Source organism: Streptomyces sp. NPDC093260, from assembly GCF_040683715.1.
Lineage (GTDB): Bacteria > Actinomycetota > Actinomycetes > Streptomycetales > Streptomycetaceae > Streptomyces > Streptomyces sennicomposti.
In genome coordinates this window covers 1-23,514 of the sequence record NZ_JBFBEK010000010.1, presented here as the reverse complement: position 1 = coordinate 23,514, position 23,514 = coordinate 1, and the positions used below count along the sequence as shown (strand labels likewise).

At 73.0% G+C, this 23,514-nt stretch carries 21 protein-coding genes and 2 pseudogenes; 16 read left to right on the top strand and 7 right to left on the bottom strand.

Features of this window, described 5'->3' with window-relative positions; all coding sequences use genetic code 11:
* Positions 1 to 658 precede the first annotated feature (658 nt).
* The 7 genes and pseudogenes from AB0N63_RS14815 to AB0N63_RS14785 all read left to right on the top strand — a co-directional run bounded on the left by AB0N63_RS14815 (position 659) and on the right by AB0N63_RS14785 (position 8,007).
* Positions 659 to 2,197 carry an ATP-dependent DNA ligase gene (locus tag AB0N63_RS14815; RefSeq protein ID WP_365528830.1) on the top strand — a complete coding sequence of 513 codons (1,539 nt, stop codon included), beginning with the start codon at positions 659 to 661 and terminating at the stop codon, positions 2,195 to 2,197.
* A 161-nt stretch (positions 2,198 to 2,358) separates the two neighbouring features.
* A pseudogene (locus AB0N63_RS14810) lies at positions 2,359 to 2,814 on the top strand (NUDIX domain-containing protein); the annotation flags it as partial.
* Between the two features lie 75 nt (positions 2,815 to 2,889).
* Positions 2,890 to 4,275: an NADP-dependent succinic semialdehyde dehydrogenase gene (locus AB0N63_RS14805; protein ID WP_365528827.1), complete on the top strand. Its 1,386-nt coding sequence runs from the start codon at positions 2,890 to 2,892 to the stop codon at positions 4,273 to 4,275.
* Positions 4,276 to 4,300: 25 nt separating this feature from the next.
* Complete coding sequence (locus tag AB0N63_RS14800) at positions 4,301 to 4,537, top strand: DUF6213 family protein (RefSeq protein WP_009187382.1); 237 nt, start codon at positions 4,301 to 4,303, stop codon at positions 4,535 to 4,537.
* A 560-nt stretch (positions 4,538 to 5,097) separates the two neighbouring features.
* Positions 5,098 to 6,165: pseudogene (locus AB0N63_RS14795) on the top strand (type III polyketide synthase); the annotation flags it as partial.
* Complete coding sequence (locus AB0N63_RS14790) at positions 6,162 to 7,433, top strand: cytochrome P450 (protein WP_365528825.1); 1,272 nt, start codon at positions 6,162 to 6,164, stop codon at positions 7,431 to 7,433. The pseudogene AB0N63_RS14795 and the gene AB0N63_RS14790, both read left to right, overlap by 4 nt.
* Before the next feature lie 7 nt (positions 7,434 to 7,440).
* A complete protein-coding gene (locus AB0N63_RS14785) occupies positions 7,441 to 8,007 on the top strand; it encodes a cupin domain-containing protein (protein ID WP_365528822.1) in 567 nt (188 codons plus the stop codon).
* A gap of 76 nt (positions 8,008 to 8,083) precedes the next feature.
* Here the strand turns inward: AB0N63_RS14785 and AB0N63_RS14780 are convergent, their stop codons facing one another.
* Entirely contained in the window at positions 8,084 to 9,310 is a 1,227-nt protein-coding gene (locus AB0N63_RS14780) for an acyl-CoA dehydrogenase family protein (protein WP_365528820.1), read from the bottom strand.
* Positions 9,311 to 9,695: 385 nt separating this feature from the next.
* Between AB0N63_RS14780 and AB0N63_RS14775 the strand changes: the two genes are divergently transcribed.
* A complete protein-coding gene (locus tag AB0N63_RS14775) occupies positions 9,696 to 10,340 on the top strand; it encodes a TetR family transcriptional regulator (protein WP_365528818.1) in 645 nt (214 codons plus the stop codon).
* Positions 10,341 to 10,501: 161 nt separating this feature from the next.
* Here AB0N63_RS14775 and def read toward each other — a convergent pair whose 3' ends face one another.
* Positions 10,502 to 11,101, bottom strand: coding sequence for a peptide deformylase (def, locus tag AB0N63_RS14770; RefSeq protein WP_365528815.1), 600 nt, complete (start codon positions 11,099 to 11,101; stop codon positions 10,502 to 10,504).
* A 158-nt stretch (positions 11,102 to 11,259) separates the two neighbouring features.
* On the opposite strand from def, the gene AB0N63_RS14765 reads away from it, so the two are divergent.
* From AB0N63_RS14765 to AB0N63_RS14745, 5 genes are all read left to right on the top strand, one after another.
* Positions 11,260 to 12,498 (top strand): MurT ligase domain-containing protein, encoded by a 1,239-nt coding sequence (locus AB0N63_RS14765; RefSeq protein ID WP_365528812.1) that lies wholly within the window; start codon positions 11,260 to 11,262, stop codon positions 12,496 to 12,498.
* Between the two features lie 20 nt (positions 12,499 to 12,518).
* The gene (locus AB0N63_RS14760) at positions 12,519 to 13,247 is read left to right on the top strand and encodes a glutamine amidotransferase (RefSeq protein ID WP_365528809.1); all 729 of its coding nucleotides are present in this window, start codon (positions 12,519 to 12,521) and stop codon (positions 13,245 to 13,247) included.
* A 289-nt stretch (positions 13,248 to 13,536) separates the two neighbouring features.
* Positions 13,537 to 14,562 (top strand): 6-phosphofructokinase, encoded by a 1,026-nt coding sequence (locus AB0N63_RS14755; protein ID WP_365528806.1) that lies wholly within the window; start codon positions 13,537 to 13,539, stop codon positions 14,560 to 14,562.
* A 150-nt stretch (positions 14,563 to 14,712) separates the two neighbouring features.
* Entirely contained in the window at positions 14,713 to 15,663 is a 951-nt protein-coding gene (locus AB0N63_RS14750; protein ID WP_365528803.1) for a cytochrome c oxidase assembly protein, read from the top strand.
* A 164-nt stretch (positions 15,664 to 15,827) separates the two neighbouring features.
* The gene (locus AB0N63_RS14745; RefSeq protein WP_365528800.1) at positions 15,828 to 15,998 is read left to right on the top strand and encodes a hypothetical protein; all 171 of its coding nucleotides are present in this window, start codon (positions 15,828 to 15,830) and stop codon (positions 15,996 to 15,998) included.
* A 52-nt stretch (positions 15,999 to 16,050) separates the two neighbouring features.
* Here the strand turns inward: AB0N63_RS14745 and AB0N63_RS14740 are convergent, their stop codons facing one another.
* From AB0N63_RS14740 to AB0N63_RS14725, 4 genes are read right to left on the bottom strand one after another with little or no spacing between them, the layout of a single operon-like run.
* Positions 16,051 to 17,265, bottom strand: a complete 1,215-nt coding sequence (locus AB0N63_RS14740; protein WP_365528797.1) for a histidine kinase — start codon at positions 17,263 to 17,265, stop codon at positions 16,051 to 16,053.
* Entirely contained in the window at positions 17,262 to 18,992 is a 1,731-nt protein-coding gene (locus AB0N63_RS14735) for a cation acetate symporter (RefSeq protein WP_365528794.1), read from the bottom strand. Before AB0N63_RS14735 ends, AB0N63_RS14740 begins: the two co-directional genes overlap by 4 nt.
* Before the next feature lie 12 nt (positions 18,993 to 19,004).
* Positions 19,005 to 19,364 (bottom strand): hypothetical protein, encoded by a 360-nt coding sequence (locus tag AB0N63_RS14730; RefSeq protein ID WP_365528791.1) that lies wholly within the window; start codon positions 19,362 to 19,364, stop codon positions 19,005 to 19,007.
* Between the two features lie 14 nt (positions 19,365 to 19,378).
* On the bottom strand, positions 19,379 to 20,134 hold the full coding sequence (locus AB0N63_RS14725) for a LytTR family DNA-binding domain-containing protein (RefSeq protein WP_365528789.1): 756 nt from the start codon (positions 20,132 to 20,134) through the stop codon (positions 19,379 to 19,381).
* A gap of 77 nt (positions 20,135 to 20,211) precedes the next feature.
* Here AB0N63_RS14725 and AB0N63_RS14720 point away from each other — a divergent pair, with 77 nt between their 5' ends.
* The 3 genes from AB0N63_RS14720 to rocD all read left to right on the top strand — a co-directional run bounded on the left by AB0N63_RS14720 (position 20,212) and on the right by rocD (position 22,869).
* Positions 20,212 to 20,697 (top strand): Lrp/AsnC family transcriptional regulator, encoded by a 486-nt coding sequence (locus AB0N63_RS14720; protein WP_365528786.1) that lies wholly within the window; start codon positions 20,212 to 20,214, stop codon positions 20,695 to 20,697.
* A gap of 142 nt (positions 20,698 to 20,839) precedes the next feature.
* Complete coding sequence (ddaH, locus tag AB0N63_RS14715) at positions 20,840 to 21,652, top strand: dimethylargininase (protein ID WP_365528783.1); 813 nt, start codon at positions 20,840 to 20,842, stop codon at positions 21,650 to 21,652.
* Positions 21,649 to 22,869 carry an ornithine--oxo-acid transaminase gene (gene rocD / locus AB0N63_RS14710; RefSeq protein WP_365528781.1) on the top strand — a complete coding sequence of 407 codons (1,221 nt, stop codon included), beginning with the start codon at positions 21,649 to 21,651 and terminating at the stop codon, positions 22,867 to 22,869. Before ddaH ends, rocD begins: the two co-directional genes overlap by 4 nt.
* Positions 22,870 to 22,961: 92 nt before the next feature.
* Here rocD and AB0N63_RS14705 read toward each other — a convergent pair whose 3' ends face one another.
* Positions 22,962 to 23,381, bottom strand: a complete 420-nt coding sequence (locus AB0N63_RS14705) for a CBS domain-containing protein (protein WP_365528778.1) — start codon at positions 23,379 to 23,381, stop codon at positions 22,962 to 22,964.
* Positions 23,382 to 23,514 lie beyond the last annotated feature (133 nt).

The following is a 23,514-nucleotide window of genomic DNA, read 5'->3' as shown; positions in this document are numbered from 1 at the left end:
CGGGACGTGCCGTACGCACCGGATCACCGCGCCGACCCCCCTTCCGGGCCGCGTGCATGGGCTGCGGGTCGTGGAGGGCGGGCCGGAGCGCACACCGTGCGCGGAGGCCACCGCGCACGGCGCGGTCGGACGGCCGAGCTGGTCGGACGACCGAGCAGACCGACGACCGGACAGACAGGCAGAGAGCCGGCCGGACACGCAGACGGCCGGATGGACAGCCGTCGAGCCGACCAGGCAGGTGGACGACCGAGCAAACGAGCAGGACGGGCCGGCGAGACAGACGGACGGCCGGACCGAGAAGCAGACGGCCGGCCAGGCAGACGGAGAGCGGGCGGCCGGACGAGCAGGCTGACGGCCGGGCGGGCGGCCGAGCAGCCGGCCGGACCGACGAGCGAGCGGCCGGACGGGCAGACAGACGGGCGAGCGGACGGACGGCCAAGCCGTCTGGCGAGCAGCAGGCAGACGGGCGGAGGGACGGCCCGGCGGACGGACGGGGCGGACCGACGGCCAGACAGACGGTCGGTCGGCCAGACGGACGGTCAAGCCGCCGGGCCGGCAGCCGACGGCCGGGCCGACAAGCGGGCGGGCGGACGGACAGGCAAGGGCGCGGCGGCGGTTCGCAGGTGTGAGGTGTCCCTCTCCGGTGCACCATGACTGCATGTTGCTCGCCCGGCTGGCACAGGTGTCGCGGGAGGTCGCGGCCACCTCGGCGCGGTCCCGGAAGACCGCCCTGCTCGCGGGGTTGTTCCGGGAGGCCGAGGCGGACGACGTTCCGATCGTCATCCCGTATCTGGCGGGACGGCTGCCGCAGGGGCGGCTCGGCGTCGGCTGGAAGGTGCTCGGCCGCCGGGTCGCACCGGCCGCCGAGCCGTCCCTCACCGTGGCCCAGGTGGACGCCCGGCTCAGCGAGCTGGGCAAGGTGTCGGGGCCCGGCTCACAGGCGGAACGCGCCCGTATCGTAGACGAGTTGATGGCGGCGGCCACCGAGGACGAGCAGCGGTTCCTGCTGGGGCTGCTCACCGGCGAGGTCCGGCAGGGCGCGCTGGAGGCGATCGCCGTGGAGGGGCTGGCGCAGGCCACGGGCGCGCCGTCCGCGGACGTGCGCCGGGCGGTGATGCTGGCCGGGTCGCTGCAACCGGTGGCCCGGGCGCTGCTCGCGGACGGTCCGCAGGCCCTGGACCTCTTCCGGCTCACCGTGGGCCGCCCGGTGCTGCCGATGCTCGCGCACAGCGCGTCCTCGGTGGCCGAGGCGGTCGACAAGCTCGGCGCGTGCGCCGTGGAGGAGAAGCTGGACGGCATCCGCGTCCAGGTGCACCGCGACGGCGACACCGTCCGCGTCCACACCCGCACCCTGGACGACATCACCGACCGGCTGCCGGAGGTGACCGCGGCGGCGCTGGAGCTGGCCGGGGAGCGGTTCATCCTGGACGGCGAGGTGATCTCCTTCGGCGCGGACGGCCGCCCGCGCTCGTTCCAGGAGACCGCCGGGCGCGTCGGCTCCCGGCTGGACGTGGCGACGGCCGCCGCGGCGGTCCCCGTCTCGCCCGTCTTCTTCGACGTGCTGTCGGCCGGCGACCGCGACCTGCTGGACCTGCCGTTCACCGAGCGGCACGCCGAGCTGGCCCGGCTGGTCCCGGAGCCGATGCGGGTGCGACGGTCGCTGGTCGCCGGCCCCGGCGAGGTCCGGCGGGCCGAGGACTTCCTCGCCGAGACCCTGGAGCGCGGCCACGAGGGCGTGGTCGTCAAGGCCCTGGACGCCCCCTACAGCGCGGGGCGGCGCGGCGCGTCCTGGCTGAAGGTCAAGCCCGTGCACACGCTCGACTTGGTGGTCCTGGCCGCCGAGTGGGGCCACGGCCGCCGCACCGGCAGGCTTTCCAACCTGCACCTGGGAGCCCGTGGCGGCGACGGCGGCCTCGTGATGCTCGGCAAGACGTTCAAGGGCATGACCGACACGATGCTGGCCTGGCAGACCGAGCGGCTGCGGGAGCTGGCGGTGGAGGAGCGGAGCTGGGGCGTGACCGTGCGCCCGGAGCTGGTCGTCGAGATCGCCTACGACGGCCTGCAGCGCTCCACGCGCTACCCGGCCGGCGTCACGCTCCGCTTCGCCCGGGTCGTGCGCTACCGGGAGGACAAACGCCCCGAGGAGGCGGACACCGTGGAGACGCTGCTGGCGGCACACCCGGAGGTGCGGCCGTGACGGACCGGCGGAACGAGTACGACGAGCAGGAGCGGCGAGAGCAGGGAGAACAGAGCGGGAAGCCGGATGCCCCGGTCCCGCCGGAGGACCCGGACCAGCCCGACCACCCGGAGGCCCCGCACCCGCCGGAGGCGCCGCCCCGCCACCGCGACCAGCGCGGCAGGCGCAGCGCTGGCCTCCTGTTGTTCCGCCGCGCCGGCGACGGTCCGGAGGTCCTGCTCGGGCACATGGGCGGTCCGCTGTGGGCCCGCCGGGACGTGGGCGCCTGGACGGTGCCCAAGGGGGAGTACACGCCGGACGAGCCCGCCTGGACGGCCGCCCGGCGCGAGTTCCAGGAGGAGCTGGGGCTCGCGCCGCCCGATGGCGAGCCGGTGCCGCTCGGCGAGGTCCGGCAGGCGAACGGCAAGATCGTGACCGCCTGGGCGGTGGAGGGCGACCTCGATCCGGCGGCGATCACTCCCGGCACGTTCTCCATGGAGTGGCCGCCGCGGTCCGGGCGCACCGCTCAGTTCCCGGAGATCGACCGGGTGGAGTGGCTCGGCCTCGACCGGGCGCGCGAGGTGATCGTGAAGGCGCAGGCCGCGTTTCTGGACCGGTTGGCTGAGCACTCGCGCTGAGGAGGGCCCACGCGTTGCGGCCGGAACCGCGGCGCGCGAAGGTCGAAGCACAGCCCGCTCCCAGGGAGGTCAGTCATGTCCATCGCCACGGTGAACCCGGCCAACGGCGAGACGCTCAAGACGTACGAGGCCATGGACGAGGAGGAGATCGAACGCCGGCTCCAGCTCGCCGAGGCCACCTTCCGCACGTACCGGACGACGTCCTTCGCCGAGCGCGCCAGGTTGCTGAACAGGGCCGCCGACCTGCTGGACGAGGACCAGCAGGAGATCGCCCGGGTGATGACGACGGAGATGGGCAAGCCGGTCAAGCAGGCCCGCGCCGAGGCGGCCAAGTGCGCCAAGGCGATGCGCTGGTACGCCGAGCGCGCCGAGGGACTGCTCACCGACGAGGAGCCCGCCGAGGCCGATGTGAAGGACTCCGGCGCCTCCCGGGCCCTGGTCCGCTACCGGCCGCTCGGCCCGGTGCTGGCCGTGATGCCGTGGAACTTCCCGCTGTGGCAGGTGGTGCGGTTCGCGGCGCCCGCCCTGATGGCCGGCAACGTCGGGCTGCTCAAGCACGCCTCCAACGTGCCGCAGACCGCGCTGTACCTGGAGGACCTGTTCCACCGGGCCGGTTTCACCGAGGGCTGCTTCCAGACCCTGCTGATCGGCTCCGGCGCGGTGGACGACATCCTGCGCGACGAGCGGGTCAGGGCGGCCACGCTCACCGGGAGCGAGCCGGCCGGGCGTGCGGTGGCCTCCACGGCCGGCGAGATGATCAAGAAGACGGTGCTGGAGCTGGGCGGCAGCGACCCGTTCGTCGTGATGCCGTCGGCCGACGTGGACCGGGCCGCGGAGGTCGCGGTGACCGCGCGGGTGCAGAACAACGGGCAGTCGTGCATCGCCGCGAAGCGGTTCATCGTGCACACGGACGTCTACGACGCCTTCGCCGAGCGGTTCACCGCCGGGATGAAGGCGCTGACGGTGGGCGATCCGATGCGCGAGGAGACGGAGGTCGGCCCGCTCGCCAGCGAGCGCGGCCGGGCGGACCTGGAGGAGCTGGTGGACGACGCCCGGCGCAGCGGGGCGCAGGTGCTGTGCGGTGGTGAACGGCCCGAGGGCCCCGGCTGGTACTACCCGCCGACCGTGCTGGCCGGCGTCACCCGGGAGATGCGCATCCACCGCGAGGAGGCCTTCGGCCCGGTCGCGACGCTGTACCGGGCGGACGACCTGGACGAGGCGGTGCTGATCGCCAACGACTCGCCGTTCGGGCTGAGTTCGAACGTGTGGACGCGCGACGAGGGCGAGGTCGACCGGTTCGTGCGGGATCTGGAGGCGGGCGGCGTCTACGTCAACGGGATGACCGCCTCGCATCCGGCACTGCCGTTCGGCGGGGTGAAGCGCTCGGGGTACGGGCGTGAGCTGTCCGGGCACGGAATCCGCGAGTTCTGCAACATCACCACGGTGTGGCACGGGGCGTGAGGCTTCCGCGGCTACGATCGCCTTTGTGAACCGCGAAGTGACTCTCCCTCTGATCGTCGACGACCGCGGTACCCTCCAGGTGGCCGCGGCCGACGTGAGCAAGCTGCTGCGGACGGTGGGCGGCCGGTGGCTGCGTCTGGTGGAGGCCGGGCAGGAGGGCCTCGACGAGGACACGGTGGCCGCCCTCACCATCGAACTGGCCAAGCTGGCTGACCGGATCGACGTGGCCTGCATCGCCCACAGCAGCGGGACGACGCCCTAGGACCACCGTCCTCGCCCGCCGGTTCCGCCTCCGCTCCCCCGCCGCCTCCGACGGCGTACCGAAGGGGCGGCCGCGCGCCGGACAGACCCGCGCCGCGTCGGGCGGGACACCCCCGCCCACGGACGCCGCACGCACGGAGCCGCGCCGACGCCGTACCCGCCGGCTCCGCGCGAGGCGCGGCCCCTCACCATCCCGGCCGAGCCGGACGGCCGCCGACGCCGTGCGGACCCGTCGGCGGCCGTTCGGCTGTGCGCGCGGAGCGGCGCGGGAAGCGGGGCCCGGCTCGCCGTGCATCGGCCACCGGCCGGCCGGACCGGACGGCCGCCGACGGCCGGGGGGGGCGCGCAGCGGCTGCGACCTGCGGTTTCCCCGCCCCTGAGAGGCTCCCGCCGTCCCGTCGCACGGCACCGCCGCCCTTGTCCGCCGCCGGACCTCCGTCGCCGGATTGGAGTAGTCCGGCGCGAGATCGTCGCTCTCCCGGGCGAAGGTGGGTGGACCACCCTTCTGGGTGCACAACCCTCTGACCGGGGGGCTACCGGCCTTCCGGAAGGCGAAAGCAGGCACGGCTCATGGCGACTTTGTGCAGACCTTCGGTGTCCGTTCCAGAGCACGTCATCACGATGGAGGAGACGCTCGACCTCGCGCGTTCCCACCACGCGGACCACCCGCAACTCCCGCTGGCCCTCCGGCTGATCGAGAACACCGGTGTGCGCACGCGGCACATCGTGCAGCCCATCGAGGAGACCTTGAAGCACCCGGGCTTCGAGGCGCGCAACAAGCTCTACGAGCAGGAGGCGAAGTCCCGCGTCCCCGCCGTCATCCAGCAGGCCCTCGACGACGCCGAACTCCTCACCACCGACATCGACGTCATCATCTACGTCTCCTGCACGGGCTTCATGATGCCCTCGCTGACGGCGTGGCTGATCAACGAGATGGCGTTCGACTCCACCACCCGTCAGATACCCATAGCCCAGCTCGGCTGTGCGGCCGGCGGTGCGGCGATCAACCGGGCCCACGACTTCTGCACGGCCTACCCCGACGCCAACGCGCTCATCGTGGCCTGCGAGTTCTGCTCGCTGTGCTACCAGCCGACCGACCTCGGCGTCGGCTCGCTCCTGTCCAACGGCCTGTTCGGCGACGGCATCGCCGCCGCCGTGGTCCGCGGCACGGGCGGCACCGGCGTCCGGCTGGAGCGCAACGGCTCGTACCTGATCCCCAAGACCGAGGACTGGATCGCGTACGACGTCCGGGAGACGGGCTTCCACTTCCTGCTGGACAAGCGGGTTCCCACCACGATGGAGCCGCTCGCCCCGGCCCTCCAGGACCTCGCCGGGATGCACGCGTGGGACGCGTCCGACCTGGACTTCTACGTCATCCACGCGGGCGGCCCGCGCATCCTCGACGACCTCAGCAAGTTCCTGAAGGTCGAACCGCACGCGTTCCGGTTCAGCCGGGCCACGCTCACCGAGTACGGCAACATCGCCAGCGCCGTCGTGCTGGACGCGCTGCGCCGGCTCTTCGACGAGGGCGTGCCCGAGGACGGCGCGCGCGGTCTGCTCGCCGGGTTCGGTCCCGGCATCACCGCGGAGATGTCGCTGGGCAGCTGGCAGAACGGGGGCCGGGGATGAGCGAGAGCGTGCTCACCACGGCCTCGGCCGGCCCGCCCCCGACCGGCACGGCCCCGGCCGTGGCGTGCCCGGCCACGACCCTGCCCCCGGTCCGGCACTGGCCGGCCCGCGACCTGACCGGCGTCGACTTCGACCCGGTGCTGGCCGAGCTGATGGAGGAGGGCCCGGTCACCCGGATCGAGCTGCCCAACGGCGAGGGCTGGGCGTGGCTGCTGACCCGCATGGAGGATGTGCGGCTGGTCGCCAACGACCCCCGGTTCGGCCGGGAGGCGGTCATGGACCGGCAGGTCACCCGGCTGGCGCCGCACTTCATCCCGAGCCGGGGCGCGGTCGGCTTCCTGGACCCGCCCGACCACAACCGGCTGCGCCGCTCGGTGGCCCCCGCCTTCACGGCGCGGGGGGTCGGGCGGGTTCGGGACAGCTCCCGGCGGATGCTGGACGAGATGGTCACCGAACTCATCGCGGCCGGCCCGCCCGCCGACCTCACCAGCGCGGTGCTCAGCCCGTTCCCGATCGCGGTGATCTGCGAGCTGATGGGGGTGCCCGCCGCAGACCGGCACGGCATGCACACCTGGACGCAGCTGATCCTGTCCTCCGCGCACGGCGCCGAGGTCAGCGAGCGGGCCAAGGAGGAGATGGGCGGGTACTTCGCGGAGCTGATCGACGCGCGCGCCGACAGCACCGAGGAGGACGTGGCCTCGCTGCTCGGCGCCGCCGTCGGGCGCCGGGAGATCACCCTGGAGGAGGCCGTGGGTCTCGCGGTGCTGCTCCAGATCGGCGGCGAGGCGGTCACCAACAACAGCGGGCAGATGTTCTACCTCCTGCTGACCCGTCCCGAGCTGGCCGACCGGCTGCGCGCCGACCCGACGATCCGCCCGCAGGCGATCGACGAGCTGCTGCGGTACATCCCGCACCGCAACGCGGTCGGGCTGTCCCGGATCGCGCTGGAGGACGTGGAGATCCAGGGGGTCCGGATCCGGGCGGGCGACGCGGTCTACGTGTCGTACCTGGCCGCCAACCGCGACCCGGAGGTCTTCGCCGACCCGGAGGAGATCGACTTCACGCGCAGTCCCAACCCGCACGTGGCCTTCGGCTTCGGCCCGCACTACTGTCCCGGCGGTCAGCTGGCCCGGATGGAGTCCGAGCTGCTGGTCGACGCCCTCCTGGACCGGCTGCCGGGGCTGCGCCTGTCGGTGCCGCCGGGTCAGGTGCCGTTCAGGAAGGGCGCGTTGATCCGCGGGCCCGAGGCCCTGCCCGTGACCTGGTGAGGTGCCCATGACGACCATCGAGCCACCGATCACCGCGATCGAGGTCCCCCCGGCCACCGGCGCCGACGGGCTGCTCGTGCCACCGGGGCACGGCCGGGTCGTGGAGACGGCCGCGCAGCGCGTGACGTACAAGGTGACCGGCTCGCACTCGCGGGCGGCCTCGACCTTCGAGGTGGAGGTCCCGCCGGGCTTCGACGTCGGCGCCCATGTGCACACGCGCAGCGAGGAGTTGTTCTACGTGCTGGAGGGCGAGCTGGACGTGCTCGCCTTCGAGCCGCGGGTCCGGACCCCGGACAACTGGCAGAGGTGGGAGTCCCGCTCCGGCAGGCGCGTGGTGCGGGCCACTCCGGGCACGGTCATCGTCGTGCCGCCGGGCTGCCCGCACGCGTTCGCCAACCCGACGCAGAGCCCGGCGAAGATGTTCTTCCAGGCCTCCCCGCCGCCGGACCACGAGCGGTACTTCGACGAGCTGCTGGAGATCCTCGGCGGTGGGGGCCCGCCGGACCTGGAGGCCATCGAGGCACTGCGCAAGCGGTACGACATCGAGCAGCTGACGCCGCTCAGGCACCGCTGACGCCGGCGGCACCCGTGCGCCCCACCCGTGTCCGACGGGGGGGCGCACGCGCGTGCGAGGTTCTCCCGGCGGACCGCTAGCGGATCGGCAGGCCCGAGATCGTGCGGGCGATCACCAGCCGCTGGATCTCGCTGGTGCCCTCGAAAATGGTGTAGATCGCGGCGTCCCGGTGCATCCGCTCGACCGGGTACTCGCGGGTGTAGCCGTTGCCGCCGAGGATCTGGATGGCCTGCGCGGTCACCTTCTTGGCGGTCTCGCTGGCGAACAGTTTGGACATCGAGCCCTCGGCAGCGGTGAACGGCCTGCCGTTGATCGCCATCCAGGAGGCCCGCCACACCATCAGGCGCGCCGCGTCGACGGAGGTCGCCATGTCGGCGAGCTGGAAGGCGACGCCCTGGTTGTCGATGATCGGCCGGCCGAACTGCTCACGGGTCCTGGCGTAGTCGAGAGCGACCTCGTAGGCGGCGCGGGCGGTGCCCACGGCCATGGCGCCGACGGCCGGGCGGGACGCCTCGAAGGTGGCCATCGCCGCGTTCTTGACGCGCTCGCCGCCCTTCTTGGCCTTCTCGCGTGCGCGGGCGAGGCGCTCGTCCAGCTTCTCCTTGCCGCCGAGCAGGCAGGAGCCGGGGACGCGCACGTTGTCGAGGATCACCTCGGCGGTGTGCGAGGCGCGGATGCCGTGCTTCTTGAACTTCTGGCCCTGGGAACAGCCCGGCGTGTTCGGCGGGATGATGAAGGAGGCGTGGCCCTTGGAGCCGAGTTCCGGGTCGACGGAGGCGACGACCACGTGGACGTTGGCGATGCCGCCGTTGGTCGCCCACGTCTTGGTGCCGTTGATCACCCACTCGTCCTTGGTCTCGTCGTAGACGGCGCGGGTGCGCATGGAGGCCACGTCGGAGCCGGCGTCGGGCTCGGACGAGCAGAAGGCGGCGACCTTCACGTCGTTGGCGTCGCCGTACATCTGCGGGATCCAGGTGCCGATCTGCTCCTCGGTGCCGTTGGCGAGGACGCCGACGGCGGCCAGGCCGGTGCCGACGATCGACAGGGCGATGCCCGCGTCGCCCCAGAACAGCTCCTCCATGGCCATCGGGATGCCGAGGCCGGTGGGGTCGAAGTACTGCTGGGCGTAGAAGTCCAGGGAGTAGATGCCGACCTTGGCGGCCTCCTGGATGACCGGCCAGGGAGTCTCCTCACGCTCGTCCCATTCGGCGGCCGCGGGCCGGATGACGTCGGCGGCGAACCCGTGCAGCCAGTCCCGGACCTCCTTCTGTTCGTCGTTGAGCTCCATGGTGAACTCGGCCATGTCCCCTCCAGCGGCGCACAGGCTTGTTACTTGCGGTAACACTACTGTGTTACCGATGAGTAGGAAAAGTCAAATCGCCTGGGCCTCTCGCCGGGACCAGGCCTGATCAGGGGGCGGGGTCTGGCGCTGGGGGCCGCCCACGCCGTTCGGGCAGTGGGGGAACACCGCAAGGCGGAGGAGGGCGTCACGGCGGAGCCGCGGCAGCCGACGACGACGCGGCGCGGGGCCCCTGCCCGAGGAGCTCGGGGGGCGGTGCCGGGCCCCGCGAGCCCGGCATGATCCGGACGAGAGGCCCTAGTCTCGTCAGTAGCCCGTTCGAGGCGCCGAGGCCGGTCAGTGTTAGTTTGCGCAGGCGTCACCGAATCAGCACGGGTGGGGAGAGATCATGGACACCACGCAGCGGACCGATCAGCAGCGGTCCGCCGACCGCCGACGGCGCGAGCTGCTGGAAGCCGCCGACCGGGTGGTGCTGCGCGACGGCCCTCAGGCCTCGATGAACGCCATCGCGGCCGAGGCCGGCATCACCAAGCCGATCCTCTACCGCCACTTCGGCGACAAGGGCGGCCTGTACGCCGCCCTCGCCCAGCGGCACACCGACGCCCTGCTCGACTCGCTGCGGGCGGCACTGGACGCCCCGGCCGAGCGGCGCGAGCGGGTCGAGTCGACGCTGGAGACCTATCTGGCGGCCATAGAGGCCCGTCCGCAGGTGTACCGGTTCCTGATGCATCCGGCGGAGGGCGGCCAGGGCGGCGACCAGGGCTTCGACGTCGGCAAGCACTCCGCGCCGCTGCTGCGCCGGATGGGCGAGGAGCTGGCGCGGGTCATCGAGGAGCGGCTCGACCTCGGGCCGGGCAGCCAGCAGCTGGCCCGGGTCTGGGGCCACGGCATCGTCGGCATGATGCACGCGGCCGGCGACTGGTGGCTGGGCGAGCGCCCGTGCTCGCGCACGGAGCTGGTGCGCAGCCTCGCCGACCTGCTGTGGGGACGCCTCGCTGCGGCCGGTGACAAGATCGGCGGCCCCGGCTTCTGAGAGGCCGCTCCCCCGGAGCCCCGCCCGACGGACCGGACCCGTGTCCGCGTCCCGGCGGACTCGACCCGCGACCTAGCTCCCGAGGTGCTCGCGCGGGCGGCTCGGCCCCCCTTCCCGTCGGCGGCCCGGCGGCACGCCGGACCCGCGTGTCCGACGGAGGTTCAGCCTGACCGGACCGGTTCCGGCATCTCATCTCGCACCTGATCAATTCCGGCGGTGCGGCCCCGGTTCCACGGCGCCCGCGCCGCCTGCCGGAGCGCCTTGCGCCGGCGCCGGCCCGTGAGATGGTCCACATACAGGCGGCCGTCCAGGTGGTCGCACTCGTGCTGGAGGCACCGGGCGAAGAAGCCGGTGCCCTCGACGGTGACCGGCTCCCCGGTGACCGTGAACCCCTCGACGACCGCGCGGTCACGGCGTTCGACGCCCGCCTCCAGGCCGGGCAGGGACAGACACCCCTCCGGGCCGCGGAAGAGCAGTCCGTCGGCGGCCACCAGCCGCGGGTTCACCAGGTGCCCCAGGTGCCGTACGTCCTCGTCGTCCGGGCAGTCGTAGACGAACACCCTGAGGTCCGTGCCCACCTGGTTCGCGGCCAGTCCGACGCCCCGGGCGGCGTACATCGTCGCGAACAAGTCCTCCACCAGCGCGGCCAGTTCGGGTCCAAAGTCGGTGACCTCGCGGCAGGGCGCCGCCAGGGCCGTGTCGCCGAGGAGGGTCAGGGGCCGCACGCGCCCGCGGGCGCCCGGGATCGAGCCGTTTCGCATGGCGGCAAGGGTACGGTCCTGGTGACCGCGCGATGGGCGCGCGGGCGCCGCGACCGTGCCGGGGTTCGGGAGCACGATCGGATCTCGATAGGCTGAGGTCCACACCACGTTGCCGGATGGCTCAGGCGCGGCGCGTACGCAAGGAGGATCGAGAACTGATGGCAGGCAACTCGGACCCGCTCACGCCGCGGGCCAAGCTGGCCGTGACCGCGGGCAAGGCGGTCGCGGCGGCATCGCGCGCCGCGGGGCGCGGCAGCGGTTCGGTGATCGGGGGCCGGGTGGCGCTCAAACTCGATCCCGACCTGCTGGCCCGGCTCGCGCAGCACCTGGACGTCGTCCTGGTGTCGGCGACCAACGGCAAGACGACCACGACCCGGCTCATCGCGGAGGCGCTGCGGGCGGCCGGTCCGGTGGTCTCCAACGCGCTCGGCGCTAACATGCCGGCGGGCATCACCTCGGCGCTGGCGGGCGGCTCGGACGCCAAGTTCGCGGTGATAGAGGTCGACGAGAAGTACCTCGCGGGCGTCGCCCGGGACACCGACCCCAAGTGCATCGCGCTGCTCAACCTCTCGCGCGACCAGCTGGACCGGGCCGCCGAGACCCGGATGCTCGCCGAGAACTGGCGAGAGGGCCTGGCCGGCTCCAAGGCCGTGGTGGTCGCCAACTGTGACGACCCGCTGGTCGTATGGGCCGCGTCCTCCTCCCCCAACGTCATCTGGGTGGCGGCCGGGCAGATGTGGAAGGACGACGCCTGGTCGTGCCCGTCGTGCGGCGGCGTGATGCAGCGCCCCGGCGACGACTGGTACTGCAACGAGTGCGGTTTCCGCCGGCCCACCCCCAGCTGGGCCCTGTCCGGCGACCACGTGCTGGACCCGCACGGCTCGGCCTGGCCGATCCACCTCCAGCTGCCGGGCCGCGCCAACAAGGCCAACGCCGCCTCGTCCGCGGCCGTCGCCGCCGTCTTCGGGGTGCCGCCGCAGGTCGCCCTGGAGCGGATGTACCAGGTGCAGGCGGTCGCCGGCCGCTACGACGTGGTGCAGTTCATGAACCGCGACCTGAGGCTGCTGCTGGCGAAGAACCCGGCCGGCTGGCTGGAGACGTTCTCGCTGATCGACCCCCCGCCGACCCCGGTGATCCTGTCGGTGAACGCGCGCGGCGCCGACGGCACCGACACCTCGTGGCTGTGGGACGTGGACTACACCCGGCTGACCGGCCACCCCCTCCTCGTGATCGGCGACCGCAAGCTGGACCTCGCGGTGCGCCTGGAGGTCGCGGGCCAGCACTTCCAGGTCTGCGAGAACCTCGACCAGGCGGTGCAGCAGGCGCCGCCCGGCCGGATCGAGGTCATCGCCAACTACACCGCGTTCCAGGACCTGCGCCGCCGCGTCGGCAACTGACCACGGAGGACGATCACTTCATGAGCGACAACCAACTGCGGCTGGTGTGGATCTACCCGGACCTGCTCAGCACCTACGGCGACCAGGGCAACGCGCTCGTCGTGGAGCGCCGGGCCCGGCAGCGCGGCCTGGACGTGGCCCGGCTGGACGTGCGCAGCGACCAGCCGATCCCGACCTCCGGCGACATCTACCTGATCGGCGGCGGCGAGGACCGGCCGCAGCGGCTGGCGGCGGAGCGGCTGCGCCGCGACGGGCACCTGTACCAGGCCGTGCAGAACGGCGCGATCGTCTTCTCGGTCTGCGCCGGCTACCAGATCCTCGGCCACGAGTTCGTCAACGACCTCGGCCAGCGCGAGCCCGGTCTCGGCCTGCTCGACGTGGTGTCGGTGCGCGGTGAGGGCGAGCGCTGCGTGGGCGACGTCCTCGGGGACATCGACCCGCGGCTCGGGCTGCCGCCGCTGACCGGGTTCGAGAACCACCAGGGCGTCACCCACCTCGGCCCCACCGCACGCCCGTTCGCCCAGGTCCGCATCGGCAAGGGCAACGGCACGGGCGACGGCACGGAGGGCGCGTACAACGACACGGTGTTCGGCACGTACATGCACGGGCCCGTGCTCGCCCGCAACCCGCAGATCGCCGACCTGCTGCTGAAGCTGGCGCTGGACGTCAACGCGCTGCCGCCCATCGACGACCACTGGTACGAGGCGCTCCGCGACGAGCGCATCGCGGCGGCGCAGCAGCCCGCGTGACCGGCCTCCTGCGGCGCGGCGCCCGTCGGCGCGGTGACCCGGCGGTGATCCGCGCAGCAGGAAACGGTTCTTCTCCACGGCCGCCGCGGTGCGGTCCCGACCGTGCGTACACCGGCCCGTCAGCATGCGGCAACCAGCCCGTCTGACGGGCCGTACGCACAGGTGAGCGGCCCCGTCCAGCAGGCGGACGCATGCTGCGGCCCTCCCCCCTGCTGCCGTTAGGGTGGCGGGGATCGAGCCGGACAGCGCGGTCCGGTCCCGTGCCCACGTGGAGAAGGTTGTTCGGGCTATGCGCATTGGTGTCCTCACGTCCGGCGGCGACTGCCCCGGTCTGAACGCCGTCATCCGGTCCGTCGTGCACCGTGCGGTCGCCGACCACGGCGACGAGGTCATCGGCTTCCGGGACGGCTGGAAGGGCCTTCTGGAGTGCGACTACCTCAAGCTCGACCTCGACGCCGTCGGCGGCATCCTGGCCCGTGGCGGCACCATCCTCGGCTCCTCCCGGGTCCGCCCCGAGCATCTGCGCGACGGAGTGGAGCGGGCCAAGGGGCACGTGCGGGAGCTGGGGCTCGACGCGATCATCCCGATCGGCGGTGAGGGCACGCTCAAGGCGGCCCGGCTGCTGTCGGACAACGGCCTGCCCATCGTGGGCGTGCCGAAGACCATCGACAACGACATCGCCGTCACCGACGTCACCTTCGGTTTCGACACCGCGGTGACCGTCGCCACCGAGGCGCTGGACCGGCTGAAGACCACCGCCGAGTCCCACCAGCGGGTGCTGATCGTGGAGGTCATGGGCCGCCACACCGGCTGGATCGCGCTCCAGTCCGGCATGGCGGCCGGCGCGCACGCCGTGGTCGTGCCCGAACGGCCCTTCGACATCGAGGAGCTGGCCAAGAAGGTCGGCGAGCGCTTCGAGGCCGGCAAGCGGTTCGCGATCGTCGTCGCCGCGGAGGGCGCCAAGCCGCTGCCCGGCACCATGGACTTCGACGAGGGCGGCAAGGACGTCTACGGCCACGAGCGGTTCGCCGGCATCGCCCGGCAGCTCTCCATCGAGCTGGAGGAACGCCTGGGCAAGGAGGCCCGGCCGGTCATCCTCGGGCACGTCCAGCGCGGCGGCACCCCGACGGCGTACGACCGGGTGCTGGCGACCCGGTTCGGCTGGCACGCGGTGGAGGCGGTGCACCGCGGGGAGTTCGGCCGGATGACCGCGCTGCGGGGCACCGACATCGTGATGGTGTCGCTGGCCGAGGCCGTGGAGACCCTGAAGACGGTGCCCGCGGACCGGTACGCCGAGGCGGAGTGCGTGCTGTAGGACACGTGCGGGTCCGAGCCGCCCCCGGTCGCGAGCGCGGCCGGGGGCGGCTCTACTCTGGGTGCGGACAGACAGCTGGGGACAGACGGCTGCGGATGCGCACAGCTGTGGTCCAACAGCGCACAACCCCCACGAAACAGGAGCCGGCGGATGGATCACAGCGGGCACGGCATGACCATGGATCTGCCGCCGTTCACGCTGGGACGCGGCCTCGAGTGGTCCACGGACCCGTTCTTCCTCGTCGCCTGCCTGCTCGGGCTCGTCCTGTACGGGTGGGGCGTGGTGCGGCTGCGGCGCCGCGGCGACTCCTGGCCGGTGGGCCGGACCGTCGCGTACGTCGTCGGTGTGCTGACCGTGCTGCTGACGATGTGCACCGGGCTGAACGACTACGGCATGGTCATGTTCAGCGTGCACATGGTGCAGCACATGGTGATCAGCATGCTGTCGCCGATCCTGATCCTGCTGGGCGCGCCGGTCACCCTGGCGCTGCGGGCGCTGCCGGTGGCGGGCCGGGGCCGCAAGGGCCCGCGCGAGCTGCTGCTGGCCCTGCTGCACAGCCGCTACATGCGGATCGTGACGCACCCGGCGTTCACCATCCCGATGTTCATCGCGAGCCTGTACGCGCTCTACTTCACGCCGCTGTTCGACTTCCTGATGGGGTCGCGGGCGGGTCACATCGCGATGATGGTGCACTTCCTCGCGGTCGGTCTGGCGTTCTTCTGGCCGATCATGGGCGTGGACCCGGGCCCGCACCGGCCGGGCCATCTGATGCGGATGCTGGAGCTGTTCGCGGGCATGCCGTTCCACGCGTTCTTCGGCATCGCGCTGATGATGGGCTCCACCCCGATGGTGAAGACGTTCGAGAACCCGCCCGCCTCGCTCGGCATCGACGCCCTGTCCGACCAGAGCGCGGCCGGCGGCATCGCCTGGGCGTTCAGCGAGGTGCCCTCGGTGCTGGTGCTGCTGGCGCTGCTGTTCCAGTGGTACCGCTCCGAGCAGCGGCAGGCCAAGCGCAAGGACCGGGCCGCGGACCGCGACGGTGACAAGGAGCTGGCGGCGTACAACGCCTATCTGGCGTCGCTCAACGCGCGCGGGAACTGACCTCCCCGCACTTCGCGCCCTCACGCGCCGTCCCGCCCCACACCGCCACGCCTCTCCGGCCGCGCGCCGTTCCGCGCCCCCGCGCCCGTTTCCGCATCTGTGGCGCCCCGGGAGTGAAACGGGGGCACCATGGAGGGGAAGCGGACGTGAGGAGGGGTGTCGTGATGCCCGGTTCGACGGACGGTTCCACGAGAGCCATGGGGGCGCTCACGGTGGGCGCCCTGGTGGTGGTGTCGGCCTATTCGGTGGCGATCGGCGCCAACGGGTGGCTGTGGTTCGGGTGGGTCGTGCTGGGGCTGGTGACGCTGGGCATGGTGGTCACCCGCGGTTCCTGAAGCGGGCCGGACACGCGGTTTGCCGGTCCGTCGGTCACGACCGCCGGGCCGCTCAGTCGCCCGTGAGGTTCCCGAGCCGTCCGGCCGAGTGGACGCCCGGCTGGTACTTGGGCAGCCGGACGGTGATCTTCATCCCGGCGCCCGGCGCGGTCTCCAGGACCAGGCCGTGGTCGTCGCCGTACACCTGGCGCAGCCGGTCGTCGACGTTGGACAGGCCGATGCCGCCGGAGGGACTGTCCTCGCCGGCCAGGATGCGGCGCAGCAGCCGCGGGTCCATGCCGGCGCCGTCGTCCTCGATGACGACCAGGGCCTCGGCGCCCGCGTCCCGTGCGGTGATGCGGATGCGGCAGGTGCCGGCCTTGCCCTCCAGGCCGTGCTTGACGGCGTTCTCCACCAGGGGCTGGAGGCAGAGGAAGGGCAGGGCGACGGGCAGCACCTCGGGGGCGATCTGCAGCGTCACCGCGAGCCGGTCGCCGAAGCGGGCCCGCACCAGCGACAGGTAGTGCTCGATGGCGTGGAGCTCGTCGGCGAGCGTGGTGAAGTCGCCGTGCCGGCGGAACGAGTAGCGGGTGAAGTCGGCGAACTCCAGCAGCAGCTCGCGGGCGCGCTCGGGGTCGGTGCGCACGAACGAGGCGATCACGGCGAGCGAGTTGTAGACGAAATGGGGGGAGATCTGGGCGCGCAGGGCCTTGATCTCGGCCTCGATCAGCCGGGTGCGGGAGCGGTCGAGGTCGGCGAGTTCCAGCTGGACGGAGACGAACCGGGCGACCTCGGCGGCGGCCCGTACCAGCACGGCGGACTCGCCCGGCGCGCAGGCCACCAGGGCGCCGTGCACGCGGTCGTCCACGGTGAGCGGGGCGACCACCGCCCAGCGCACCGGGCAGTCGGGGGTGTCGCAGTCGATGCGGAAGGCCTCGCCGCGCCCGGTGTCCAGGGGGCCGGCGAGACGTTCCATGATCGCGTCGCGGTGGTGGGCGCCGACGCCGTCCCAGGCCAGGACGCGCCGGTCGTCGGTGAGGCAGAGGGCGTCGGTGCCGAGCAACGTGCGCAGCCGTGGGGCCGACTTGCCGGCGGTCTCCTCGGTGAGACCCGCGCGCAGTGGGGGCGCGGCGAGGGAGGCGGTGTGCAGGGTGCGGAAGGTGGCGTGCTCGACGGGGGTGCCGAGGCCGCCGAGGGCCGGAGGGCGGGCGGTGCGCCGGCCGAGCCGGAACCCGGCGGCCAGCAGCGGCAGCACGGCGACGCACAGTCCGGCGAGGAATCCGCTCATGCCTTCGCCTCCGCGCCGAGTTCCTCGGGCAGATGGAACCGGGCCAGGACGGCGGCCGTTCCGGCGGGGACCTTGCCGGGGGTGGCGAGGGAGACCAGCACCATGGTGAGGAAGCCGAGTGGCACCGACCACAGGGCGGGCCAGGCGAGCAGCGCGTGCAGCGGTCCGCTCCCGGCGAGGCCGGCCATCGTCGCGGTGACGGCGACGAGCGCGGCGCCGCCGCCCACGAGCATGCCGGCGGCGGCGCCGGGCGGGGTGAGCCGCCGCCACCAGATGCCGAGGACGAGCAGCGGGCAGAAGGAGGAGGCGGAGACGGCGAAGGCGAGGCCGACCGCGTCGGCGACGGGCAGCGAGCCGACCAGGACGCTCGCGGCCAGCGGCACGGCCATCGCGAGCACGGTGCCGAGCCGGAAGTGCCGTACGCCGCGCGCGGGCAGGTGGCCGCGCGAGGGCAGCACGTCCTGGGTGAGCACTCCGGCCACCGCCATGGTGAGGCCGGAGGCGGTGGACAGGAACGCGGCGAAGGCGCCGCCGGCGACGAGCGCGCCCAGCAGGTCGCCGCCGAGGCCGCCGAGCACCCGGTCGGGCAGCAGCAGGACGGCGGCGTCGGCGTTGCCGGTGAGGGTCAGCTCGGGGGCGTAGAGCCGGCCGAGGGCGCCGTAGAGCGGCGGCAGCAGGTAGAACGCGCCGAGCAGGCCGAGGACGGCGACGGTGGTGCGGCGGGCGGCGACGCCGTGCGGGCTGGTGTAGAAGCGGACGACGACGTGCGGCAGGCCCATGGTGCCGAGGAAGGTGGCGAGGATCAGTCCGTAGGTGGCGTACAGGGGGCGCTCCTCGCGGCCGGTGGCGAGCGAGGCGGACATGCCGCCGGTGCCGGCGCGGTCGGCCTCGGGGACGGTGGCGCCGGCGGCGAAGGTGAGGCGGGTGCCGCGTTCGACGTGGTGGGGGCCGGCAGGCAGGGTGACCCGGCGGCCGTGCAGGGGGCGGCTGTCGACGGCGCCGCTGACGGTGACGGTGAGCGGGCTGTCCAGCCGCAGGTCGAGGGTGGCGTCGACGCGGACGGTGCGCTGTTCGCGGAAGGCGGCCGGTTCGGCGAAGGCGCCCCGGGGCGCGCCGTCGTGCTGCCAGGCCAGGGCGAGGAAGAGGACGGGGACCAGCAGGGCGGTCAGTTTCAGCCAGTACTGGAAGGCCTGGACGAAGGTGATGCTGCGCATGCCGCCGGCGGCGACCGTGGCGACCACGACGACGGCGACGATGACCCCGCCGAGCGCGGCGGGCGCCCCGGTCAGCACGGCGAGGGTCAGTCCGGCGCCCTGGAGCTGGGGTAGCAGGTAGAGCCAGCCGACGCCGACGACGAAGCCGCCCGCGAGCCGGCGCACGCCCTGGGAGGCGAGCCGGGCTTCGGCGAAGTCGGGCAGCGTGTAGGCGCCGGAGCGGCGCAGCGGGGCGGCGACGAACAACAGCAGGACGAGGTAGCCGGCGGTGTAGCCGACCGGGTACCAGAGCATGTCGGGGCCCTGGACGAGGACCAGTCCGGCGATGCCGAGGAAGGAGGCGGCGGAGAGGTACTCGCCGCTGATGGCGGCGGCGTTCAGGCGCGGGCCGACGGTGCGGGAGGCGACGTAGAAGTCGGAGGTGGTGCGGGAGATGCGCAGGCCGAAGGCGCCGACCAGGACGGTGGCGACGACGACGAGGGCGACGGCGGGGACGGTGTAGGCGGAGTTCACGTGCGGGCGGCCTCAGCGGTCCTCGACGAGCCGGACGAAGTCGCGTTCGTTGCGTTCGGCGCGGCGCACGTACCAGCGGGCGAGCAGGACGAGGGGGGCGTAGAGACAGAAGCCGAGGACCGCCCACTTCAGGCGGCGGGGCTCGGGGGCGGCGGCGAAGACCAGCGGCAGCGGGCCGACGAGCAGCACGAGGACCGCGAACACCGCGAGGGCGGTGCGCAGTTGGCTGCGCATGAGGGAGCGGACGTAGGTGTGGCCGAGGGTGGTCTGCTCGTCGATCTCGGTGCGCGGCCGGTAGTGGCCCGGGGCCCGGCGGGTGCGGCGGGGCGGCCCGGTGACGACGACCCGGCGTTCGCCGGCGTCCTGCGGCATGGCGTACGTCCCTCCTAGCGCGCGGTGCCGCGCATCAGCAGGTCCCTCAGCTCACGCGCGTGGCGGCGGCTGACCTGGAGTTCCTCGCCGCCGACCAGCACGCTCACCGAGCCGGCGTCCAGGCGGAGTTCTCCTATGTGGCGCAGGGCGACCAGATGGCGGCGGTGGATGCGGACGAAGCCGCGCCCGCGCCAGCGTTCCTCCAGGGTGGACAGCGGGATGCGCACGAGGTGGGCGCCCTGGGGGGTGTGCAGACGGGCGTAGTCACCGCGGGCCTCGACGTGGGTGATGTCGTCGACGGCGACGAAGCGGGTGACGCCGCCGAGTTCGACGGGCAGGTGGTCGGGGTCGGGTTCGCTCACCGGTATCCGGGGTGCGGCGGCGCGCATCTGGTCGGCGCGGCGCACGGCCTCGGCCAGGCGTTCGCGGCGGACGGGTTTGAGCACGTAGTCCACGGCCTTGAGGTCGAAGGCCTGCACCGCGAAGTCCTCGTGGGCGGTGACGAAGACGACCAGGGGCGGGGCGGCGAAGCCGGTGAGCAGCCGGGCCAGGTCGAGGCCGTCGAGGCCGGGCATCTGGATGTCGAGGAAGACGACGTCGACGGCGTCGGGTCCGTCCGGGCCGCTCTCGAGCGCCCGGTTGATGCGGCGCAGTGCCTCGGTGGCGTCGCCGGCCCCTTCGGCGGCGGCGATGCGGGGGTCGGCGTTGAGCAGGTAGAGCAGTTCCTCGAGCGAGGGGCGTTCGTCGTCGACGGCGAGGGCGCGCAGCATGAACGTGGAGTGTAGGGGCGAAAGCCGGGCCTGGACATGTTCCGGGCACGGGCGTTCGCGCTGGTTACAGTGCTGACATGAACAGCAGGCCCGCGCCGTTCGACGGCCTCGACCGGAAGATCCTCACCGCCCTGATGGCGAACGCCCGTACGAGCTTCGCGGAGATCGGGGCGGGCGTCGGGCTGTCGGCGACGGCCGTGAAGCGGCGGGTGGACCGGCTGCGCGAGGCGGGCGTGATCACCGGGTTCACGGCCACGGTGAAGCCGTCGGCGATGGGCTGGCGCACGGAGGCCTACGTCGAGGTGTACTGCGAGGGCGCGGCGCCGCCGCGGCGGCTGGCGGAGGTGGTGCGCAACCATCCGGAGATCACGGCGGCGATGACGGTGACCGGCGGCGCGGACGCGCTGCTGCATGTGCGGGCGCGGGACGTGGAGCACTTCGAGGAGGTGCTGGAGCGGATCCGCACGGAGCCGTTCATCCGCAAGACGATCAGCGTCATGGTGCTCTCCCATCTGCTGCCGGACAGTCCGGAGGCCGGTGCCAGCCATCCCGCGCCGCAGTGACGCAGCGCTCGTGCGCGGGAGCGGCTGAAGACGCAGCGATGCTGCACGAACACGCAGGGTTCGTTTCTTGTCGTCCGTGCGGGCCGCTTCCTACCTTGGTGTCAACCCTCAGTCGACACCCGGGAAACGGAGGAACCCCTCTGTGTCCGAAACGCGTGTGCCGCGCCGGCGGCGCTTCCTCGTCTGCGAACCCAGACACTTCGCCGTGCAGTACGCGATCAACCCCTGGATGCGTCCGGACCGTCCGGTGGACGTCCCGCTCGCCCAGGCCCAGTGGCGGGCGCTGATCGACGCCTACCGCGCCCACGGTCACACCGTCCAGACCGTGGAACCCGTGCCCGGTCTGCCGGACATGGTCTTCGCCGCCAACGCGGCCGTCGTGGTCGGCGGGCGCGTCTTCGGCTCCCTGTTCAAGGCGCCCGAGCGGCGTCCGGAGTCGGCGCCCTACGACACGTGGTTCAAGTCGGCCGGCTTCGACGTCTACCGTCCCGAGTCGGTGTGCGAGGGCGAGGGCGACTTCGTCCCGGCGGGCCGCTGGGTGCTGGCCGGCACCGGCTTCCGCACCACCCGGGAGGCCCATCGCGAGGCGCAGGAATTCCTGGGCGTCCCGGTGATCGGGCTGACCCTGGTGGACCCGTACTTCTACCACCTGGACACGGCGCTGTTCGTCCTCGACGACGAGAACATCGCCTACTACCCGGAGGCCTTCTCGCCCGGCAGCCGCGAGGTGCTGGCCCGGCTCTACCCGGACGCGGTGATCGCCACCCGCGAGGACGCGATGGCCTTCGGGCTGAACTCCGTCTCCGACGGCCGCCACGTGTTCGTCTCCCCCGGTGCGACGGCGCTCGCCGAGCAGCTGGCGCACCATGGATATCTGCCCGTCCCCGTCGACCTGTCCGAGTTCCACAAGGCGGGCGGCGGCATCAAGTGCTGCACCCAGGAGATCCGCTCATGACCGCACCCGCACGCACCCGCACCTCCGACGAGCTGATCCGCGCCGAGGAGCCGGTGCTCGCGCACAACTACCACCCGCTGCCGGTGGTCGTCGCCCACGCGGAGGGCGCCTGGGTGGAGGACGTGGAGGGCCGCCGCTACCTGGACATGCTGGCCGGCTACTCGGCGCTGAACTTCGGTCACCGCCACCCCGCGCTGATCGAGGCGGCGCACCGCCAGCTCGACCGGCTCACCCTCACCTCGCGCGCCTTCCACAACGACAAGCTCGCCGGCTTCGCCGAGCGGCTGGCGCGGCTGACCGGCCAGGACATGGTGCTGCCGATGAACACCGGCGCCGAGGCGGTGGAGAGCGGCATCAAGGTCGCCCGCAAGTGGGCGTACGAGGTCAAGGGGGTGCCCGCCGACCGGGCGACGATCGTGGTCGCGGCGGACAACTTCCACGGGCGGACGACGACGATCGTCAGCTTCTCCACCGACGAGACGGCGCGGTCCGGGTTCGGGCCGTTCACTCCCGGTTTCCGGATCGTGCCGTACAACGACCTGGCGGCCCTGGAGGCCGCGATCGACGGGACGACGGCGGCGGTGCTGATCGAGCCCGTGCAGGGTGAGGCCGGCGTGATCGTCCCGGAGGACGGCTATCTGACCGGGGTGCGGGAGCTGACCCGCCGGGCGGGCTGCCTGTTCGTCGCGGACGAGATCCAGTCGGGCCTCGGCCGTACCGGGCGCACTCTCGCCGTCGAGCACGAGAACGTCGTCCCGGACGTGGTGCTGCTCGGCAAGGCGCTGGGCGGCGGCATCGTGCCGGTGTCCGCGGTGGTCGGCAGCAGGGAGGTGCTCGGCGTGCTGCGGCCGGGCGAGCACGGCTCGACCTTCGGCGGCAACCCGCTGGCCGCCGCGGTCGGCACGGCGGTGGTCGAGCTGCTGGAGACCGGCGAGTTCCAGCGCCGGGCCGCCGAGCTGGGGGCCGTGCTGCGCGAGGGGCTGACCGATCTGGTCGGCCGGGGCGTGGTCGGGTTCCGCGCGCGCGGACTGTGGGCGGGCGTCGACGTGGACCCGGCCATCGGCACCGGCCGGGAGATCAGCGAGCGTCTGATGCGGGAGGGCGTCCTCGCCAAGGACACCCACGGCTCCACGATCCGCCTGGCCCCGCCGCTGACGATCACGGAGACCGAACTGCGCTCGGCCCTCGGCACGTTGGCGAAGGTGCTCACCGCGTGAGCACCCGTCGCACCGAAGGGCCGCGTGACCTGGCGTGACACGCCGAGTGGGGGCGTCCTGAGCGGGGCGCCCCCGTCGCCGTGCCGGCCGGCCTACTGGTTGGACCTCGCCGCGCTGATGTCCCCGAGCGCCGAGTCGGGGTCCCGCTCGATGGCGAGATCGCCGATGGAGAGGATGCCCACCGCGTGCCCGTGGTCGACGACCGGGACCCGGCGCACGGAGTGCTCGCGCATCAGCCGCACCGCCTGGTCGACGTCCTCGTCGGGGGTGATGGTGACGATGTCGTCGCTGCACGCCGAGGCCACGGTGCGCTGTTCCTGGTCGCCGCCCTCGGCGAGCGAACGGACCACGAGGTCGCGGTCACTGACCAGGCCGCGCAGTTCGTCGCCCTCGGTCACCAGCACGATGCCTATGTCCTCGTCGCGCATCTTCTGGGCGACCGCCGTGACCGAGGTCTGGGGCTCCACCGTCACCAGTCGGCTGGTCATGATGTCGCGTACGTGCTGAGCCATGACGCCTCCCTTCGTCAGGTCGTGCGGTGCCGTTCACCGCGTCGCCGACGCCGGGTACCCGGCGTCGGCGCGGCCGCCCGCGGCATCCGGAGGGGGGCGTGCCGGTCGCCGGTCGGGCTGGGGGTTCCCGGCC

Bases quoted from the DNA above. Each gene is read 5' to 3' on its own strand.
- AB0N63_RS14725 (WP_365528789.1), bottom strand. From the start codon at position 20,134: ATGCTGCGCGCCCTCGCCGTCGACGACGAACGCCCCTCGCTCGAGGAA.
- AB0N63_RS14730 (WP_365528791.1), bottom strand. From the start codon at position 19,364: ATGCCGCAGGACGCCGGCGAACGCCGGGTCGTCGTCACCGGGCCGCCC.
- AB0N63_RS14805 (WP_365528827.1), top strand. From the start codon at position 2,890: ATGTCCATCGCCACGGTGAACCCGGCCAACGGCGAGACGCTCAAGACG.
- AB0N63_RS14815 (WP_365528830.1), top strand. From the start codon at position 659: ATGTTGCTCGCCCGGCTGGCACAGGTGTCGCGGGAGGTCGCGGCCACC.
- AB0N63_RS14745 (WP_365528800.1), top strand. From the start codon at position 15,828: ATGCCCGGTTCGACGGACGGTTCCACGAGAGCCATGGGGGCGCTCACG.
- AB0N63_RS14760 (WP_365528809.1), top strand. From the start codon at position 12,519: ATGAGCGACAACCAACTGCGGCTGGTGTGGATCTACCCGGACCTGCTC.
- AB0N63_RS14720 (WP_365528786.1), top strand. From the start codon at position 20,212: ATGAACAGCAGGCCCGCGCCGTTCGACGGCCTCGACCGGAAGATCCTC.
- AB0N63_RS14740 (WP_365528797.1), bottom strand. From the start codon at position 17,265: ATGAGCGGATTCCTCGCCGGACTGTGCGTCGCCGTGCTGCCGCTGCTG.
- AB0N63_RS14765 (WP_365528812.1), top strand. From the start codon at position 11,260: ATGGCAGGCAACTCGGACCCGCTCACGCCGCGGGCCAAGCTGGCCGTG.
- AB0N63_RS14755 (WP_365528806.1), top strand. From the start codon at position 13,537: ATGCGCATTGGTGTCCTCACGTCCGGCGGCGACTGCCCCGGTCTGAAC.
- rocD (WP_365528781.1), top strand. From the start codon at position 21,649: ATGACCGCACCCGCACGCACCCGCACCTCCGACGAGCTGATCCGCGCC.
- AB0N63_RS14750 (WP_365528803.1), top strand. From the start codon at position 14,713: ATGGATCACAGCGGGCACGGCATGACCATGGATCTGCCGCCGTTCACG.
- def (WP_365528815.1), bottom strand. From the start codon at position 11,101: ATGCGAAACGGCTCGATCCCGGGCGCCCGCGGGCGCGTGCGGCCCCTG.
- AB0N63_RS14775 (WP_365528818.1), top strand. From the start codon at position 9,696: ATGGACACCACGCAGCGGACCGATCAGCAGCGGTCCGCCGACCGCCGA.
- AB0N63_RS14785 (WP_365528822.1), top strand. From the start codon at position 7,441: ATGACGACCATCGAGCCACCGATCACCGCGATCGAGGTCCCCCCGGCC.
- AB0N63_RS14790 (WP_365528825.1), top strand. From the start codon at position 6,162: ATGAGCGAGAGCGTGCTCACCACGGCCTCGGCCGGCCCGCCCCCGACC.
- AB0N63_RS14780 (WP_365528820.1), bottom strand. From the start codon at position 9,310: ATGGCCGAGTTCACCATGGAGCTCAACGACGAACAGAAGGAGGTCCGG.
- AB0N63_RS14705 (WP_365528778.1), bottom strand. From the start codon at position 23,381: ATGGCTCAGCACGTACGCGACATCATGACCAGCCGACTGGTGACGGTG.